This is a genomic window from Stenotrophomonas sp. YJH_SMC_82, from assembly GCF_059368875.1.
On sequence record NZ_JCAFSE010000001.1, the window covers coordinates 981,979 to 998,899 of the forward strand.

17 protein-coding genes are annotated in these 16,921 nt (G+C 67.6%); 15 read left to right on the forward strand and 2 right to left on the reverse strand.

Features of this window, described 5'->3' with window-relative positions; all coding sequences use genetic code 11:
- Positions 1–159 precede the first annotated feature (159 nt).
- Positions 160–2,025: an ABC-F family ATP-binding cassette domain-containing protein gene (locus AC5P53_RS04370; RefSeq protein WP_014648175.1), complete on the forward strand. Its 1,866-nt coding sequence runs from the start codon at positions 160–162 to the stop codon at positions 2,023–2,025.
- A 79-nt stretch (positions 2,026–2,104) separates the two neighbouring features.
- Here AC5P53_RS04370 and ampR read toward each other — a convergent pair whose 3' ends face one another.
- On the reverse strand, positions 2,105–2,971 hold the full coding sequence (gene ampR / locus AC5P53_RS04375) for a LysR family transcriptional regulator AmpR (protein ID WP_049440344.1): 867 nt from the start codon (positions 2,969–2,971) through the stop codon (positions 2,105–2,107).
- Between the two features lie 175 nt (positions 2,972–3,146).
- On the opposite strand from ampR, the gene blaL2 reads away from it, so the two are divergent.
- The 3 genes from blaL2 (at position 3,147) to AC5P53_RS04390 (ending at position 6,056) form a co-directional block, all read left to right on the forward strand.
- Positions 3,147–4,061, forward strand: a complete 915-nt coding sequence (blaL2, locus tag AC5P53_RS04380) for a L2 family extended-spectrum class A beta-lactamase (protein ID WP_049440342.1) — start codon at positions 3,147–3,149, stop codon at positions 4,059–4,061.
- Between the two features lie 85 nt (positions 4,062–4,146).
- Positions 4,147–5,361 (forward strand): cation:proton antiporter, encoded by a 1,215-nt coding sequence (locus AC5P53_RS04385; RefSeq protein ID WP_032958940.1) that lies wholly within the window; start codon positions 4,147–4,149, stop codon positions 5,359–5,361.
- Positions 5,362–5,414: 53 nt separating this feature from the next.
- Positions 5,415–6,056, forward strand: a complete 642-nt coding sequence (locus tag AC5P53_RS04390; RefSeq protein WP_014648171.1) for a hypothetical protein — start codon at positions 5,415–5,417, stop codon at positions 6,054–6,056.
- 99 nt (positions 6,057–6,155) lie between these two features.
- Here AC5P53_RS04390 and AC5P53_RS04395 read toward each other — a convergent pair whose 3' ends face one another.
- Positions 6,156–6,890, reverse strand: coding sequence for a DUF3011 domain-containing protein (locus AC5P53_RS04395; protein WP_032958942.1), 735 nt, complete (start codon positions 6,888–6,890; stop codon positions 6,156–6,158).
- A gap of 158 nt (positions 6,891–7,048) precedes the next feature.
- On the opposite strand from AC5P53_RS04395, the gene aspS reads away from it, so the two are divergent.
- The 11 genes from aspS (at position 7,049) to tolQ (ending at position 16,899) form a co-directional block, all read left to right on the forward strand.
- A complete protein-coding gene (aspS, locus tag AC5P53_RS04400) occupies positions 7,049–8,800 on the forward strand; it encodes an aspartate--tRNA ligase (RefSeq protein WP_111206115.1) in 1,752 nt (583 codons plus the stop codon).
- Positions 8,801–8,816: 16 nt separating this feature from the next.
- Positions 8,817–9,140 (forward strand): hypothetical protein, encoded by a 324-nt coding sequence (locus AC5P53_RS04405; RefSeq protein ID WP_014648168.1) that lies wholly within the window; start codon positions 8,817–8,819, stop codon positions 9,138–9,140.
- A 31-nt stretch (positions 9,141–9,171) separates the two neighbouring features.
- A complete protein-coding gene (locus AC5P53_RS04410; protein WP_014648167.1) occupies positions 9,172–9,693 on the forward strand; it encodes a GNAT family N-acetyltransferase in 522 nt (173 codons plus the stop codon).
- Between the two features lie 75 nt (positions 9,694–9,768).
- Positions 9,769–10,401, forward strand: coding sequence for an esterase/lipase family protein (locus tag AC5P53_RS04415; RefSeq protein WP_032958946.1), 633 nt, complete (start codon positions 9,769–9,771; stop codon positions 10,399–10,401).
- A 175-nt stretch (positions 10,402–10,576) separates the two neighbouring features.
- Entirely contained in the window at positions 10,577–11,308 is a 732-nt protein-coding gene (locus tag AC5P53_RS04420; protein WP_495227137.1) for a YebC/PmpR family DNA-binding transcriptional regulator, read from the forward strand.
- Positions 11,309–11,413: 105 nt separating this feature from the next.
- Positions 11,414–11,935 carry a crossover junction endodeoxyribonuclease RuvC gene (ruvC, locus tag AC5P53_RS04425; protein ID WP_014648164.1) on the forward strand — a complete coding sequence of 174 codons (522 nt, stop codon included), beginning with the start codon at positions 11,414–11,416 and terminating at the stop codon, positions 11,933–11,935.
- Between the two features lie 13 nt (positions 11,936–11,948).
- Positions 11,949–12,542 carry a Holliday junction branch migration protein RuvA gene (gene ruvA, locus AC5P53_RS04430; protein WP_014648163.1) on the forward strand — a complete coding sequence of 198 codons (594 nt, stop codon included), beginning with the start codon at positions 11,949–11,951 and terminating at the stop codon, positions 12,540–12,542.
- Between the two features lie 49 nt (positions 12,543–12,591).
- Positions 12,592–14,511: a potassium transporter Kup gene (locus AC5P53_RS04435; RefSeq protein WP_014648162.1), complete on the forward strand. Its 1,920-nt coding sequence runs from the start codon at positions 12,592–12,594 to the stop codon at positions 14,509–14,511.
- Between the two features lie 136 nt (positions 14,512–14,647).
- Complete coding sequence (gene ruvB, locus AC5P53_RS04440; protein ID WP_014648161.1) at positions 14,648–15,688, forward strand: Holliday junction branch migration DNA helicase RuvB; 1,041 nt, start codon at positions 14,648–14,650, stop codon at positions 15,686–15,688.
- The gene (gene ybgC, locus AC5P53_RS04445; RefSeq protein WP_014648160.1) at positions 15,678–16,109 is read left to right on the forward strand and encodes a tol-pal system-associated acyl-CoA thioesterase; all 432 of its coding nucleotides are present in this window, start codon (positions 15,678–15,680) and stop codon (positions 16,107–16,109) included. The genes ruvB and ybgC overlap by 11 nt, the downstream gene beginning before the upstream one ends.
- A gap of 10 nt (positions 16,110–16,119) precedes the next feature.
- A complete protein-coding gene (gene tolQ / locus AC5P53_RS04450) occupies positions 16,120–16,899 on the forward strand; it encodes a protein TolQ (protein WP_005410752.1) in 780 nt (259 codons plus the stop codon).
- Positions 16,900–16,921: the final 22 nt, after the last annotated feature.

Consider the following 16,921-nt stretch of genomic DNA (forward strand, 5'->3'; position numbering starts at 1 on the left):
AGGAAGGGACCCCGGGACGCGCGCGGCGGGGACGTGGGAGAGAGGAACGTCGGCCACTGCGCATCCCGGGACGCGTCAAGTATTCGTTAACGCTAGAATTGCGTCGCAGGAACAGTGCTCACCAGCACATTCCATCCGGTTATATGGACCCCTCCCCCGATGATCTCCCTTCGTAATTTCGCCTTGCGCCGCGGCGAGCGGCTGCTGTTGTCCAATGTCGACCTGACCCTGCACGCCGGTTACCGGGTAGGTGTGGTCGGCCGCAACGGTGCTGGCAAGTCCAGCCTGTTCGCGGCGGTGAAGGGCGAGCTGGAGGCCGACAAGGGTGACGTCGACCTGCCCGGCAAGGTGCGCATCGCCAGCGTGGCCCAGGAAACCCCGTCGCTGCCGGATCCGGCGCTGAGCTTCGTGCTGGGCGGCGATACCGAGGTGGCCGCGGTGCTGGCCGAAGAGGCCGAGGCGACCGCGCGCGAAGACTGGGAGGCGGTGGCCAACGCGCACACCAAGATGGCCGAGATGGGGGCCTACGACGCCGAAGCGCGTGCCGGCAAGCTGCTGCACGGCCTCGGCTTCCCTGCCGAGACGCACCACCGTGCGGTGTCCTCGTTCTCCGGTGGCTGGCGCGTGCGCCTGAATCTGGCCCGCGCGCTGATGATGCCCAGCGACCTGCTGCTGCTCGACGAACCGACCAACCACCTGGATCTGGACGCGGTGTACTGGCTGGAACAGTGGCTGCTGAAGTACCCCGGCACCCTGCTGCTGATCTCGCATGACCGCGAGTTCCTCGACAACGTGGCCACCCACACCCTGCACCTGCATGGCGGCGGCGCCAAGCTCTACCCGGGCGGCTACACCGATTTCGAGCGCCAGCGCGCCGAACAGCTGCGCCAGCAGCAGATCGCGCACGAGAAGGAACAGGCCGAGCGCGCCCACCTGCAGAGCTTCATCGACCGCTTCAAGGCGCAGGCCAGCAAGGCTGCGCAGGCGCAGAGCCGCATGAAGCGCCTGGCCAAGCTGGCCGGCACCGAAGCGGTGCGCGCCGAGCGCGAGTTCCGCATCGAGTTCGCGCCGCCGGCCAAGCTGCCGTTCTCGCTGATCCGCCTGAACCACGTCGAGGCCGGTTACGGCAAGGACGCGGTGATCCTGCACAACGTCGGCTTCGGCCTGGAAGCGGGACAGCGCATCGGCCTGCTCGGCCCGAACGGTGCGGGCAAGACCACCCTGGTGAAGACCCTGGTGGGCGAACTTGCACCGATCGTCGGCGAGCGCATGGCGCACCCGGACCTGAAGATCGGCTACTTCGCCCAGCACACCGTGGAATCGCTGCACGAAGGCCAATCGCCGATGGAGCACTTCCGCGAGATCGCCCCGGACGCACCGAACCAGTCCTTCCGCGATTTTCTCGGCAAGTGGAACTTCCCGGGCGATCGTGCATTCGAGCCGGTTGATGGCTTCTCCGGTGGCGAGCGCGCGCGCCTGGCGCTGGCGCTGATCGCCTGGCAGCAGCCGAACGTGCTGCTGCTGGACGAACCGACCAACCACCTTGACCTGGAAATGCGCGAAGCACTGGCCGAAGCGCTGGCCACCTTCGAAGGCGCGATCGTGATGGTCTCGCATGACCGCCACCTCATCGGCCTGGTCTGCGATACCTATTGGCGCGTGGCCGATGGTGTGGTCGAACCGTTCGATGGCGACCTGGACGCGTACGCCGCGTGGCTGCGCACCCGCCCGCAGGCGCAGGGCACCAAGGCGCGCATGGAGCAGGTGGAAGAGCCGGTGGTGGTCAAGACCGCACCGGTGGCGCAGGTGGTGCAGAAGAAGCCGGTGAACCCACACAAGCTGGCGGCTGCCGAGGCCAAGGTGGCCGAACTGGAGGGCGCGCTGGCCGAGCTCGACCGCCAGCTGGCCGACCCGGCCAACTATGCCGATGCCACCCGCATGGCGGTGATCGGACGTGACCGCGAAACCACCGCCGCGCAGCTGGAGAAAGCCGAAGCGGCGTGGATGGAGCTGCTGGAGTCCTGATCACGCAAAAAAAAAGGGGACGGAGGGGATTAAGTCGTTTGTGCCACAAACGACTTAATCCCCTCCGTCCCCTTTTTTGTTACGTGCCCTGCGCCTGCAGCCATTCGCGGAAGCGCTTGGCTGGTTCGCGCTCGGCGCGCGAGCGCAGCCGCGTCAGCCAGTAGCGGCCCAGCTCCAAGGTGGTGCCGAAGGGCTGCAGCAGGCGGCCTTCGGCCAGTTCCTGCTCGAACATGCACAAGGGCAGCAAGGCCACGCCGGCGCCCCCGGCGGCGGCCATCGCCACCGTCAGTGAGGAATCGAACACCGGCCCGCGGGCTTCCACGCCGCTCACCCCGGCCGCCTGCAACCAGCGCGGCCATTCGTCGCTGCGGTAGGAACGCAACAACGGCAGTGTGGCGAGGTCGCGCGGTTGCTTCAGCCGCCGCGCCAATGCGGGGGCGCACAGCGGTGCGAAGGGCGCATCGAGGATTGCCGTGCAGGCCTGGCCCTGCCAGTCGCCATCGCCGAAGCGGATCGCCAGGTCCAGCCCTTCGCCGGCCAGGTCGATACGGTTGTTGTGGGTCTGCAGGCGCAGCTCGATGTCCGGGTGCGCGGCTTCGAACGCCGCCAGCCGTGGCAGCAGCCAGCCGGTGGCGAAGGTACCGACCACGCCCAGCGTCAGCACCTCGCGTGCCGGGCCACCGGTATAGCGCGCGATGCTGGCGGAAATGCGCTCGAACGCTTCGTTGAGCACCGGGTACAGCGCTGCCCCTTCATCGGTGAGCGCCACGCCGCGTGGCAGGCGATGGAACAGGCGGATGCCAAGCCGGTCCTCCAGCCCACGGATCTGATGGCTCAGCGCGGCCTGGCTGACACACAGCTCGAGCGCGGCACGGGTGAAGTTCTGGTGGCGGGCGGCGGCTTCAAAAGCGCGCAGCGCGTTCAGCGGCAGGGTAGGGTGCAACATCGAAAAGCCGTGAGCCAGGATGATGGCTGATCGTACTCGTTCAATGAGGAATTTCGTAAATCTCAATGAGTTGATCGCGACAGGCATGAATTCCACTTATGGCTTGCCTTGATTTTTCGCGCTGGTCGGCTGCAGGGGAGGCGCCAATAATCGAGCGGTCACCAGGAGAACCCCTATGCTCGCCCGTCGCCGATTCCTGCAGTTCAGTGGTGCTGCCGTTGCGTCCTCGCTGCTTGCCCCGGCGCTGGCGCAACCGGTTTCCGCCTCGTCTGGCATACCCGCCGCGAACGCCGCCATTGCCGGCGCCGCCGATTTCGCCGCGCTGGAGAAAGCCAGCGGTGGCCGCCTGGGTGTCACCGTGCTGAACACCGGCAACGGCCGTCGCATCGGCGGGCATCGGCAGGATGAGCGCTTCCCGATGTGCAGCACGTTCAAGTCGATGCTGGTCGCCCATGTGCTGAGCCTTGCCGATGCAGGCCGCGTTTCGCTCGACACCCGTGTGCCCATCGCCGGGAAGGATCTGCTGTCCTACGCTCCGGTGGTGCGCCGCCACGTGGGCAAGGATCTGACCGTGCGCGACCTGTGCCGGGGCACGCTGACCACCAGCGACAACACGGCGGCCAACCTGCTGCTGGAGGTGGTGGGCGGGCCGTCGGCGCTGACGGCATTCCTGCGCGGGCAGGGCGACAGCATTACCCGCAATGACCGCAACGAGCCGGACGTGAATCTGTTCGCGAAGGGAGACCCGCGCGATACCACCAGCCCGGCCGCGATGGCCACCAGCCTGGCCCGCTTCGCGGTGGGCAATGGCCTGCAGCCTGCATCGCGCCGGCAGTTCGCCGATTGGCTCATCGACAACCAAACCGGCGATGCCTGCCTGCGCGCCGGGCTGGGCAAGCGCTGGCGGGTGGGGGACAAGACCGGCAGCAACGGTGATGACACGCGCAACGACATCGCCGTGCTGTGGCCGCATGCGGGCGGCACCGCGTGGGTGGTCACCGCCTATCTGCAGGGCGCATCGGTCGATGACGACCAGCGCGCAGCAGTGCTTGCACGGGTGGGGGCGCTGGCCGATGCGATGATCGGATGAGGTAACCGGGGTCATTGGGAAATGGCTTGCCGGATCGGTCGGGCACGCGCATCCTGCGCGCGTTCGAACCCCACGGAAGACCCCGATGAGCCATGAGTTGATCTACCTGCTGCTGATCTTCGCGCTGCTGGTGATCCCGCGCGCACTGCAGCGCTTCAGCCTGCCGGCACCGTTGACCTGCCTGCTGTTCGGCATCATCGGCATGCTCTGGCTGGGCGACCAGGCACACGACGCGGTGATCGGCCTGCTGGCCACGCTGGGCATTTCCTCGCTGTTCCTGTTCGCGGGCCTGGAAGTGGATCTGCAGGCGCTGCGGCGTGGCATGTGGCCGCTGCTGGCGCACCTGGTGATCCGTACCGGCACGCTGTTCGGCGTGGGCTGGCTGGCCTGGCGCTATGCGGGGCTGCCATGGCAGGCCGCTGGGCTGCTGGCGCTGGCGCTGCTGACGCCCTCCACCGGCTTCATCATGGATTCGCTGTCGCGGCTGGGCCTGAGCGAGGACGAGCGGTTCTGGGTCACCAGCAAGGCCATCGCCGGCGAACTGCTGGCGCTGGCGGCGTTGTTCATCGTGCTGCAGGCCGGCGACCCGGGCCACATGGCGCTGTCCAGCCTGGCCCTGCTGGCGATGATGATCGGCCTGCCGCTGCTGTTCATCGCGCTGGGCCGCTGGGTGGCGCCGCACGCGCCGGGCTCGGAGTTCTCGCTGCTGGTGATGGTCGGCATGGTGGCGGCGTACATCACCTATCTGCTGGGCGTGTATTACCTCGTGGGCGCGTTCATCGCCGGCCTGGTCGCGCGCCTGCTGCACCAGCGCATGCCGCTGCTGGCCTCGCACGAGAACCTGCACGCGCTGCGCCTGTTCGCCTCGTTCTTCGTGCCATTCTATTTCTTCAATGCCGGCACCAAGGTGCCCAGCGAAGCCCTCAGTTTCGAGGCGCTGGGGCTGGGCATCGTGATCACCCTGGTGGTGCTGCCGCTGCGCATCGGCGTGGTCTGGCTGCAGCGCCGGGTGATGTTCGGCGAGAGCTTCCGCAGCAGCCTGCGCGTCTCGCTGGCGCTGGCCCCGACCCTGATCTTCACCCTGGTGCTGGCGGCGATCATGCGCGAGCGTTTCCAGATTCCGGCGGTGCTGTTCGGCGCGCTGCTGCTGTACGCCGCACTGACCACACTGTTGCCGTCGCTGGTGTTCCGCACACCCTTCGACGTCGATCCGGTGGAGCAGGAGCCGGCGGGCGAGGGCGAGTCCGCGCCGGTAGCGGCCACCGAGACGCGGCCGGAACCTCACATCGCCGAACGCTGACCGGTTGCCGCGCGCGGTTTGCGCCCGTCGGCCATGGCCGTTAGGGTTGGGGCATGAAACTGCCTGCCGTTGTCACCGCTTCCGCCCTCCTGCTCAGCCTCGCTGCCTGCTCGCAGCGTTCCGATACGGTCGCGCATGATCTGGCGACCGCACCGGCCGATGCCTTCATGGCTGCCATCGCCGCGCATTGCGGCCAGGCCTATGAGGGCCGGGTGGTGGAGGACACGCCGGCACCGACCGGCAAGGACCCGTTCGCCGGCCAGCGCCTGGTCATGCATGTGCGCGGCTGTGCCGACCCCGCCCATGAACTGCGGATTCCCTTCCATGTGGGGGATGACCATTCGCGCACCTGGGTGCTGACCCGCACCGAAAACGGCCTGCGCCTGAAACACGATCATCGCCACGAAGACGGTAGCCCCGACGCGATCACCCTCTATGGCGGCGACAGCACGCCACCGGGCACCGCCGAGCGCCAGCGGTTCCCAGCCGACTCCGATTCGGTGGCGATGTTCCGTCGTGCCGACATGCTGGCCTCCACGCACAACACCTGGGCGATGGAGATCGACCCCGACCAGACGTTCGTCTACGAACTGACGCGCCCGGAAGGCCGCCGTTTCCGCGTGAAGTTCGACCTGAGCAAGCCGGTCGAGCTGCCGCCCGCACCGTGGGGCGACGAGAAGGCGCCGGCACCCTGATCTTCGGGTCGGATCCCTCCTGCGGAGGGTCCGACCCGGTCACTGCATGAACCCACGGGTCAGAGCCCTGGCCGTCGGCCAGGGATCCGACCCCGGGGCTCAGCGCGCGCTGAAGCGTGCGCGGCAGCCGTTGCTCACCCACACCTGGCCGCGTGCATAGCCCCAGCTGCGGCCTTCCTGGCAGGCACTGCCGGACAGCTGCTGCTGCAGCACCGGCCGGCCCTGGCGCTCATCCCAGTCGCAGTTCTGCGTGCGGTTGTTGTTGCTGCTGCAGGTGATCGAATAATTGCTGTTGCCGCCGCCCCAGCCACCGCCGCCGCCCCAGCCGCGGGCCTCGGCGAACTCGGCGCGGCAGCCGTTGCTGACCCAGACCGCGCCGTTGCGCACGCCCCAGGTGCGGCCTTCATCGCAGGGGCTGCCGGACAGCTGGCGGACCAGGCGGGCGTTGCGCCAGCCGACCGGGCAGCTGCGCTCACGGTTGCTCTGGCTCTCGCAGCGGATGGTTTCGCCGGGACGGCCGTTGTTGCCGCCCCAGCCACCGCCATTGCCACCGCCCCAGCCGCCGCGGGCTTCAACAAACTCGGCGCGGCAGCCATTGCTGACCCAGATGCTGCCATTGCGGCTGCCCCAGGTGCGGCCCTCGTCGCAGGCGCTGCCGGACAGCTGGCGGACCAGCTGCGCATTGCGCCAGCCGGTGCTGCAGACACGTTCACGGTTGTTCTGGCTTTCGCAGCGGATCACCCCGTCCTGCGCAGCGGCCGGAGCAGAGGGCAGGGCGAGCACGGCCAGAGTGCTCAGGGTCACGGCCAGGCTGGCCAGGGACAACGATTTCATGGCGGCATCCCATACGGTGGCAGGTGCCCGACTATAGGGACCGGGGCGATCAAGCCGGCGTGACTGCCCGGATTTGCCCCGGCCGGGGCCTCGGCCGCAGAATACGAGGCTTTCCGGCCCCCATCCGGTGCCGGCGTTCTCCAGCGGAGCTTCCCCCCATGCGTACCCACTTCTGCGGCCTGGTCGACGAGACCCTGATTGGCCAGACTGTCACCCTCGCCGGCTGGACCGACGTGGCCCGTAACCAGGGCGGCGTCTGCTTCATCGATCTCCGCGATCATGAAGGCATCGTGCAGGTGACCGTGGAGGTCGACAACGCCGACGTGTTCGCCGTGGCCGCGTCGCTGGGCTATGAGGACGTGCTGCAGGTGGAGGGCGTCGTGCGCGCCCGCCACGCGGTGAACGACAAGATGCGCACCGGCAAGGTGGAAGTGATCGCCACCGCCATCACCGTGCTGAACAAGGCCGCCCCGCTGCCGTTCCACGCCCACGAGAACCCGGGCGAGGAAACCCGCCTGAAGTACCGCTACCTGGACCTGCGCCGCCCCGAAATGCAGCGCATGCAGCGCACCCGCATCAAGCTGGTGCAGGCGCTGCGCCGCCACCTGGACGAAAAGGGCTTCCAGGACATCGAGACCCCGATCCTGACCAAGGCCACTCCGGAAGGCGCGCGCGACTTCCTGGTGCCGGCGCGCATGCATCCGGGCGAGTTCTACGCCCTGCCGCAGAGCCCGCAGCTGTTCAAGCAGATCCTGATGGTGGCCGGGTTCGACCGCTACTACCAGATCGCGCGCTGCTTCCGCGACGAGGCCCTGCGTGCCGACCGCCAGCTGGAATTCACCCAGCTGGACATGGAGTTCGCCTTCGTCCGCGAACGCGATGTGCAGGACTTCGTCGAGGACATGATCCGCGCCATCTTCAAGGAAGTGGTCGATGTCGAGCTGGATGCCAGCTTCCCGCGCATGACCTGGGCCGAGGCGATGCGTCGCTATGGTTCGGACAAGCCGGATCTGCGCATCGCGCTGGAACTGGTCGACGTGGCTGAACTGGTCAAGGACAGCGAGTTCCCCGTGTTCACCGGCCCGGCCAACGATGCCGAAGGCCGCGTCGCCGCGCTGCGCATCCCGGGCGGCGCGGCGCTGAGCCGCAAGCAGATCGACGAGTACGCCGCGCATGCCGCCAAGTACGGCGCCAAGGGCCTGGCCTACATCAAGATCGCCGACAACGGCGAAGTCAGCTCGCCGATCCAGAAGTTCTTCAGCGAAGAGCGCTTCGCGGCGCTGGTGGCCCATGTCGGTGCCGGCAACGGCGATATCGTGTTCTTCGGTGCCGGTGGCTACAACAAGGTCTCCGACTTCATGGGCGCGCTGCGCCTGAAGGCCGGCAAGGACTTTGGCCTGGTCGCCGACGGCTGGGCACCGCTGTGGGTCACCGACTTCCCGATGTTCGAGTGGGACGAGGAAGAACAGCGCTACGTCGCCCTGCATCACCCCTTCACCGCGCCGGCCGTGGACGACATCGCCGACCTGCGCGCCAATGCCCGTACCGCCGTCTCGCGCGGTTACGACATGGTGCTCAACGGCAATGAAATCGGCGGCGGTTCGATCCGTATCCACCGTCCGGACATGCAGAGCGCGGTGTTCGAGCTGCTGGGCATCGGCGCCGAAGAGGCCCGCGCCAAGTTCGGCTTCCTGCTCGACGCGCTGAACTACGGCGCGCCGCCGCACGGTGGCATCGCGTTCGGCATCGACCGCATCGCCGCGCTGATGGCCGGAACCGAGTCGATCCGCGACGTCATCCCGTTCCCGAAGACCACCGGTGCACAGGATCTGATGACCGACGCGCCGTCGCCGATCGTCGACGCGCAGCTGGCCGAAGTGCACATCCAGGTTCGCCCCAAGACCAACTGATCAGGAGATCCAGGCAATGACCGAGTTTGCGTTTTCGCTGGAGTGGGAAAAGCTGGGCAATGAAGGCTCCGAGGCCACCCTGGTCACCGAGCGTGCACGCGTGTTCGGGGGGTGGCTGGTCCGCGTCGGCACCAATCCGGCCGCGATGGCCCTGACCTTCGTCGCCGACGGCGAAGGCCGTTGGGACGGTGAAGACTTCGGCGTCGAGGACTACGAGGACGACGAAGAGGAAGAAGAGTACGACGAGGACGAGGAAGGCGAGGAAGAAGAGGACGAGGACGAAGAGGAATACGAGGAAGAGGACGAGGAAGAAGAAGCGGAATCGCCTGGAAAGGCTTGACCCGCGCTTCGCCCTGACGTCAACTTCCTGCATGTATTCGATCCGCCGCGCCACTGTGGACGACGCGCCGACCCTGTCGGCGCTGGCCGCACGCACGTTCACTGAAACCTTCGGCCATCTGTACCCGCCGCAGGACCTGCAGGCCTTCCTCGAGGAGGCCTACACGGTCGAGCGCCAGCGCGTGATCCTGTCCCACCCCGATTACGCGGTGTGGCTGCTGGAACTGGATGGGGAGGCGGTCGGCCATGCCGCCGCCGGCCCCTGTGGCCTGCCGCATCCGGATGTGAAACCTGGTGACGGCGAACTCAAGCGCCTGTACCTGGTCAAGACGCAGCAGAGCTGCGGCTGGGGCAGCCGCCTGCTGGAAACCGCGCTGGCCTGGCTGGAACACGAAGGCCCGCGCACGTTGTGGCTGGGCGTGTGGTCGGAGAACTTCGGCGCGCAGCGCTTCTACGCCCGCTACGGCTTCGAGAAGGCCGGCGAGTACCTGTTCCCTGTCGGCGACACCCAGGACCTCGAATTCATCCTGCGCCGCGCGCCGCGCGCGGCCTGACGTTCACCGCCGCTTGCCGCGCGCGCGTGTTCAATCACCTCACGTTCCTGCCCCGCTGACCGCCAGGCTGTTTGCATGACTCCCCCCGTATTGCTGCTGCATGGCATCTGGAATGCCCGTGCCTGGGTCGGGCCACTGGCCTGGCGCCTGCGCGCGCGTGGTTTCCAGGTACACGCGTTCGGCTATCCCTCGGTGTTCGGTGGCCCCGATGTGGCAGTGCCGCAGTTGCTGGAACGTCTGGCCGACGCCGGGCCGTTGTCGCTGGTCGGTCACAGCCTGGGCGGACTGCTGGCACTGGAGGCGCTGCGCCGCGATCCGCAGCTGCCAGTGCAGCGCGTGGTCTGCCTGGGCTCGCCGCTGCGCGGCAGTGGTACCGCGCGCTCGTTGTCCGATCATGGCTGGGGCCTGGCGCTGGGGCGCAGCAGCGAGCTGCTGCTGGACGGCCTGCCGGACTGGCAGGGCAAGGCCGAGGTTGGCCTGATCGCCGGTTCGGTGCCGCACGGGCTGGGCAGCCTGCTGGGCGCGATCGACGATGCGTCCGACGGCACCGTGGCACTGGCCGAGACCCGCCTGCCGGGCCTGGCCGACCATTGCGTGGTGCGTACCAGCCACAGCGGCCTGGTGGTGTCGCCCGACGCCGCGCGGCAGACCGCGCATTTCCTGCGCCACGGCCACTTCGACCACAGCCGCGACGCGGCGGCGGCATAGGGGCAGGGAGGCGGGGCCGCCTTGTAGCGCCGAGCCCATGCTCGGCTGCATTCCGTCGGGCCCATTGAGCCGAGCATTGGCCCGGCGCTACAACAATACGGGCCTAGACACGGTTGCAGCGCCCGATCAGGTAGAATCCGCGCCTTGATCCTGAAGCAGCCAGACGGTAGCACCCATGGGTAGAGGCCCCTCCATCGAAGCCCGCAAGAACGCGTCCGACGCGAAGCGCGGCAAGATTTTCACCAAGATCATCCGCGAGATCGGCGTTGCCGCGCGCGGCGGTGGAGGCGACCCCAACAACAACCCGCGCCTGCGCGTGGCGGTGGACAACGGCCTGGCCGTGAACATGTCCAAGGACGTGATCGAGCGCGCCATCAAGAAGGCCACCGGTGAACTGGAAGGCGTCGATTACGAGGAAATCCGCTACGAGGGCTATGCCCCGGGTGGCGTGGCCGTGATCGTCGACTGCCTGACCGACAACCGCGTGCGCACCGTGGCCGACGTCCGCCATGCGTTCAGCAAGTGCGGCGGCAACATGGGCACCGAAGGCTCGGTGGCCTTCATGTTCAAGCGCCTGGGCGTGCTCAGCTTCGCCCCGGGTGCCGACGAGGAAGCCATCACCGAAGCAGCCATCGAGGCCGGCGCCGACGACATCGTGGTCTACCCCGATGACGGCTCGATCGACGTGGTCACCAGCCCTGACGCGTTCAACGCAGTCAAGGACGCAATGGTCGCCGCCGGGCATGTCGCCGACCACGCCGAGATCACCTTCCGCGCCGACAACGACATCAAGGTCGAAGGCGAGGTCGCCCTGCAGGTCAAGAAGCTGCTGGACATGCTCGAAGACCTGGACGACGTGCAGGACGTGTATTCCAACGCCGAACTCGGCGCCGACGCCTACGCCTGAGCCGTCCTCGACGGCCTGGGCGCGGGCCGTTGAACGGTCACCGCGGACAGTCATGAGCCCATACGCCTGCCAGCGCCCCCCGTTCCGCCCCGCCAGGAGCGCGGCATGACCCGCATCCTCGGCATCGACCCCGGTTCGCAGCGGACCGGGGTCGGCATCATCGATGTCGACGCCGCCGGCCGCGTCAGTTACGTGCACCACCAGCCGCTGGTGCTGCTGGGCGCCGACGACTTCCCGCAGCGCATGAAACTGCTGGTGCTGGGCCTGGCCGATCTGTGCCGCGAGTACCAGCCCAATGAAGTGGCCATCGAGAAGGTGTTCATGGCGCGCAATCCCGATTCGGCGCTGAAGCTGGGCCAGGCCCGCGGCGCGGCGATCTCGGCCGTGGTGCTGCGCGACCTGCCGGTGCACGAATACGCCGCCAGCGAGATCAAGCTCGCGGTGGTCGGGCGCGGTGGTGCCGAAAAGCAACAGGTTCAACACATGGTCGGGCTCATGCTCAACCTGAAAACCAAGCTGCAGGCCGACGCGGCCGACGCGTTGGCGGTGGCGATCACCCATGCCCACGTAAGGGCGACGGCCAACCGCCTGGGGCTCAGTGCCCGCCAGGCGTGGGGCCGCAAATGAGGAGCTGCACGCAATGATCGGTCGACTGCGCGGCATCGTCGCCTACAAGGCGCCGCCGTGGCTGGTGGTGGACGTGAACGGAGTGGGCTACGAACTGGAGGCGCCGATGAGCACCTTCTACGACCTGCCCGAGCTCGGCCGCGAGGTCACCCTGTACACCCATTACTCGCAGAAGGAAGACAGCGTCTCGCTGTACGGCTTCCTGCGCGAGGGCGAGCGGCGCCTGTTCCGCGACGTGCAGAAGGTCAGCGGCATCGGCGCGAAGATCGCGCTGGCCGTGCTGTCCGGTGTCAGCGTCGAAGAATTCGCGCGCATGGTCCAGGCCGGCGATATCACCGCGCTGACCCGCATCCCGGGTATCGGCAAGAAGACCGCCGAACGCATGGTGCTGGAACTGCGTGACCGCGCGGCCCAGTTCGGTGCCGGCGGCGCGCTGCCCACCGGCAGTGGTCCGGCCCCGGCCGATCCGCTGTCCGATGCCACCGTGGCCCTGCAGCAGCTGGGCTACAAGCCGGCCGAAGCGGCCCGCATGGCCCGCGATGCCTTCAATGAAGGCGACGAAGTGGCCACCGTGATCCGCAAGGCGCTGCAGTCCGCGCTGCGCTGAACCGCGTCCCTTTCCCCCAACCTACCGCCTGAGCTTCGCCAGGAGTCCCATGTCCAGCAGTCAAACCCCGCACGCAGCCGCCCCCGGCGGCCATGGCCACGCCCCCTCCGCTGGAGGACTGGCGCTGGTCATCGGTGCGATCGGCGTGGTGTTCGGCGATATCGGTACCAGCCCGCTGTACACCCTGAAGGAGGCGTTCTCGCCACACTACGGGCTCAACAGCGACCACGACACCGTGCTGGGCGTGCTGTCGCTGGCGTTCTGGGCGCTGAACCTGGTGGTGACCCTGAAGTACGTCACCATCATCATGCGCGCCGACAACGATGGCGAAGGCGGCATCATGGCGCTGATGGCGCTGACCCAACGCACGCTGCGCAACGGCTCGCGCTCGGCTTATGTGGTGGGCATCCTCGGCATCTTCGGCGCCTCGCTGTTCTTCGGCGACGGCGTGATCACCCCGGCCATGTCCGTGCTCAGTGCGGTCGAAGGCCTGGAGGTGGCCGCGCCCGGACTTCATGTCTTCATCGTGCCGGTCACCCTGGTGGTGCTGCTGGCGGTGTTCGCCGCGCAACGCTTCGGTACCGAGAAGATCGGCAAGGCGTTCGGCCCGATCATGGCAATCTGGTTCGTGTCGCTGGCGGCAATCGGCATCTACAACATCGTCGATGCGCCCGAGGTGCTGAAGGCCTTCAACCCCTGGTGGGGCATCCGCTTCTTCATGGAGCACGGCTGGCACGGCATCTTCATTCTCGGTGCAGTGGTGCTGGCGGTGACCGGCGGCGAAGCGCTGTATGCGGACATGGGCCACTTCGGGCTGCGCCCGATCCGCCACGCCTGGTACTTCTTCGTGCTGCCGTGCCTGGTGCTGAACTACCTGGGGCAGGGCGCACTGGTGCTCAACCACCCCGAGGCCCTGAAGAACCCGTTCTTCGAGGCAGTGCCGTCGTGGGCGCTGTACCCGATGATCATCCTGGCCACCATGGCGGCGGTGATCGCCTCGCAGTCGGTCATCACCGGCGCGTTCTCGGTCTCGCGCCAGGCCATGCAGCTGGGCTACATCCCGCGCATGCGCATCAAGCACACCTCGCACGACACCATCGGCCAGATCTACATCCCGGGCATCAACTGGGGCATTGCGGTGATGGTGTTCGGGCTGGTGCTGGCGTTCCGCAGTTCGTCCAACCTGGCCGTGGCGTACGGCATTTCGGTGTCGGCCACGATGCTGATCGACACCCTGCTGCTGGCCGTGGTGGCGCGGACGTTGTGGCCGAAGTCGCGTGGCTGGCTGCTGCCGCTGTGCGTGGTGTTCTTCATCATCGACCTCGGCTTCGTCATCGCCAACGGCGCCAAGCTGCTGCAGGGCGCCTGGTTCCCGGTGGTGCTGGGCATCTTCCTGTTCACCATGATGCGCACCTGGCGCCGTGGCCGCGAGCTGCTGCGCGACGAGATCCGCAAGGACGGCATCCGCCTGGATACCTTCCTGCCGGGCCTGATGCTGGCCCCGCCGGTGCGCGTGCCGGGCACCGCGGTGTTCCTCACCGCCGACCCGACCGTGGCGCCGCATGCGCTGATGCACAACCTCAAGCACAACAAGGTGCTGCACGAGCGCAACGTGTTCCTGCACGTGGAAACCCTGCCGATCCCGTATGCGATGGAAGGGCAGCGGCTGAAGATCGAATCGGTGGGTGACGAGTTCTACCGCGTCTACGTGCGCTTCGGCTTCATGGAGACCCCGGACGTGCCGCTGGCGCTGATGCGCTCGTGCGACCACGGTGGCATCTATTTCGATCCGATGGACACCACCTTCTTCGCCAGCCGCGAGACCATCGTCGCCACCGCCAACCGCGGCATGCCGATCTGGCGTGACAAGCTGTTCGCGCTGATGCATCGCAACGCCGCCCCGGCCACCGGCTTCTTCCGGATTCCGGGCAACCGCCTGGTCGAACTCGGGGCCCAGGTCGAGATCTGACGCGCGCGGGGTCGGATCCCTTTTCCGCAGGAAAAGGGCTCTGACCCCATGTTCCCGGTGTTCCGGTTCGGGGTCAGAGCCGTTTTCCTCTGGAAAACGGATCCGACCCCATACGCTTTTGCCGCATAATCAGCACATGACCGACGACCGCATCATCGGCGCCGGCGCCACCCGCGAGGATGACGCCGCCGACGCCAGCATCCGCCCCAGGCGCTTGGCCGACTACCTCGGCCAGGCCCCGGTGCGCGAGCAGCTGGAGATCTACATCGAAGCGGCCAAGGCCCGTGGCGACGCGCTCGACCATGTGCTGATCTTCGGGCCGCCCGGCCTGGGCAAGACCACGCTCAGCCACGTCATCGCCAACGAACTGGGCGTGGCCCTGCGCGTGACCTCCGGCCCGGTGATCGAGAAGGCCGGCGACCTCGCTGCACTGCTGACCAACCTGCAGCCGCACGACGTGCTGTTCGTGGACGAGATCCACCGCCTGTCGCCGGTGGTCGAGGAAGTGCTGTACCCGGCGATGGAGGACTTCCAGATCGACATCATGATCGGCGAGGGCCCCGCCGCCCGTTCGATCAAGATCGACCTGCCGCCATTCACCCTGATTGGTGCCACCACCCGCGCCGGCCTGCTGACCGCGCCGCTGCGCGACCGCTTCGGCATCGTCCAGCGCCTGGAGTTCTACAGCGTCGAGGAGCTGACCCGGATCGTGCGCCGCTCGGCCACCATCCTCGGCATCGACTGCACCGCCGACGGCGCCGGCGAGATCGCGCGGCGCGCGCGTGGCACCCCGCGCATCGCCAACCGGCTGCTGCGCCGCGTGCGCGACTACGCGCAGGTGAAGGCCGGCGGCCACATCGACGAGGCCGTGGCACAGGCCGCGATGAAGATGCTCAAGGTCGATCCGGAGGGCTTCGACGAGCTCGACCGGCGCCTGCTCAAGACCCTGGTCGACTACTTCGACGGCGGCCCGGTCGGCATCGAATCGCTGGCCGCGGCGCTGTCCGAAGAGCGCGGCACGCTGGAAGACGTGGTCGAGCCGTACCTGATCCAGCAGGGCTTCCTGGTGCGTACCGCGCGCGGCCGCATGGCCACCCACAAGGCTTACCGGCACATGGGCCTGAAGCCGAAGAACCCGCCGCAGGACCTGTTCGCGGAGGTTCCCGATGTCGGTTGAGCCCCGATTCAGTTGGCCGACACGCATTTACTGGGAAGATACCGACGCAGGTGGCGTGGTCTACCACGCCCGCTACGTGGCCTTCATGGAACGGGCCCGGACCGAATGGATGCGTGCGCTCGGCTACGGCCAGGAGCGCATGCGCGCCGAGCACGGGATGGTCTTCGCGGTGCGCTCGATGCAGATGGATTTCATCAGGCCGGCACGGCTGGATGACACCCTGCAGGTGACTGCCCGCCTGGTCCAGCTGAAGAAGGCCAGCATGGTCTTCGACCAGCAGATCCTGCGCGACGGCGAGCTGCTGCTGTCCGCGCAGGTCCGCATCGCCGCACTGGAAGCGGCCAGTTTCCGCCCGCGTGGCATGGACGATGCCGTCCTTGCCGTGCTGCAACCCCACCTCCACCCCGAATCCGAACATTGAGGAACAACGGATGATCGCAACGCTCCTGGCCCTGCAGGCCACGGTCACCGAGGCACTGCCGGCCGACGTCAGCAACGCCGCGACACAGACCCTTGCCCAGGCCACCACCGGCGGCGGCATCAACTACCTCGAACTGATGGCCAAGGCCAGCCTGCCGGTGAAGATCATCGTGCTGCTGCTGCTGGTCGGCTCGTTCGTCAGCTGGGTGATCATTTTCCGCAAGGCCCGCGTGTTCAAGCAGGCCACCCGCGAAGCCGACGAGTTCGAGAACCGTTTCTGGTCCGGCGCCGACCTGGGCAAGCTGTACAGCGCAGCCACCGACCGCAGCCGCAGCGTGACCGGCCTGGAAGCCATCTTCGAAGCCGGTTTCCGCGAGTACACCCGCCTGCGCGACAAGCGCCGGCTGGATGGCCGTGCGCAGCTTGAAGGCGCGCAGCGCGCCATGCGCACCACCTACACCCGTGAAGTGGACCAGCTCGAGCGCAACCTGGAGCTGCTGGCCAACATCGGCTCGACTGCCCCGTACGTGGGCCTGGTCGGTACCGTGTTCGGCATCATGGTGACCATGCACGACATGATCAGCAGCGGTGCCCAGGCCGGTATCGCCGCCGTCGCGCCGGGCATCTCCGAGGCACTGTTCGCCACCGCCATCGGCCTGTTCGTGGCGATCCCGGCGGTGTGGGCCTACAACCGCTTCACCACCCGCGTGGAGCGCATGTCGGTGCGGTTCGAGACCTTCGCCGAAGAGTTCAGCTCCATCCTGCAGCGCCAGAGCGCTGGCGACGAGTAAGCGCCTGACCCGGGAGTCCAAG

What these genes read in the sequence shown, in the direction of transcription:
- AC5P53_RS04370 (WP_014648175.1), top strand. Translation starts at nt 160, where the DNA reads ATGATCTCCCTTCGTAATTTCGCCTTGCGCCGCGGCGAGCGGCTGCTG.
- ampR (WP_049440344.1), bottom strand. Translation starts at nt 2,971, where the DNA reads ATGTTGCACCCTACCCTGCCGCTGAACGCGCTGCGCGCTTTTGAAGCC.
- blaL2 (WP_049440342.1), top strand. Translation starts at nt 3,147, where the DNA reads ATGCTCGCCCGTCGCCGATTCCTGCAGTTCAGTGGTGCTGCCGTTGCG.
- AC5P53_RS04385 (WP_032958940.1), top strand. Translation starts at nt 4,147, where the DNA reads ATGAGCCATGAGTTGATCTACCTGCTGCTGATCTTCGCGCTGCTGGTG.
- AC5P53_RS04390 (WP_014648171.1), top strand. Translation starts at nt 5,415, where the DNA reads ATGAAACTGCCTGCCGTTGTCACCGCTTCCGCCCTCCTGCTCAGCCTC.
- AC5P53_RS04395 (WP_032958942.1), bottom strand. Translation starts at nt 6,890, where the DNA reads ATGAAATCGTTGTCCCTGGCCAGCCTGGCCGTGACCCTGAGCACTCTG.
- aspS (WP_111206115.1), top strand. Translation starts at nt 7,049, where the DNA reads ATGCGTACCCACTTCTGCGGCCTGGTCGACGAGACCCTGATTGGCCAG.
- AC5P53_RS04405 (WP_014648168.1), top strand. Translation starts at nt 8,817, where the DNA reads ATGACCGAGTTTGCGTTTTCGCTGGAGTGGGAAAAGCTGGGCAATGAA.
- AC5P53_RS04410 (WP_014648167.1), top strand. Translation starts at nt 9,172, where the DNA reads ATGTATTCGATCCGCCGCGCCACTGTGGACGACGCGCCGACCCTGTCG.
- AC5P53_RS04415 (WP_032958946.1), top strand. Translation starts at nt 9,769, where the DNA reads ATGACTCCCCCCGTATTGCTGCTGCATGGCATCTGGAATGCCCGTGCC.
- AC5P53_RS04420 (WP_495227137.1), top strand. Translation starts at nt 10,577, where the DNA reads ATGGGTAGAGGCCCCTCCATCGAAGCCCGCAAGAACGCGTCCGACGCG.
- ruvC (WP_014648164.1), top strand. Translation starts at nt 11,414, where the DNA reads ATGACCCGCATCCTCGGCATCGACCCCGGTTCGCAGCGGACCGGGGTC.
- ruvA (WP_014648163.1), top strand. Translation starts at nt 11,949, where the DNA reads ATGATCGGTCGACTGCGCGGCATCGTCGCCTACAAGGCGCCGCCGTGG.
- AC5P53_RS04435 (WP_014648162.1), top strand. Translation starts at nt 12,592, where the DNA reads ATGTCCAGCAGTCAAACCCCGCACGCAGCCGCCCCCGGCGGCCATGGC.
- ruvB (WP_014648161.1), top strand. Translation starts at nt 14,648, where the DNA reads ATGACCGACGACCGCATCATCGGCGCCGGCGCCACCCGCGAGGATGAC.
- ybgC (WP_014648160.1), top strand. Translation starts at nt 15,678, where the DNA reads ATGTCGGTTGAGCCCCGATTCAGTTGGCCGACACGCATTTACTGGGAA.
- tolQ (WP_005410752.1), top strand. Translation starts at nt 16,120, where the DNA reads ATGATCGCAACGCTCCTGGCCCTGCAGGCCACGGTCACCGAGGCACTG.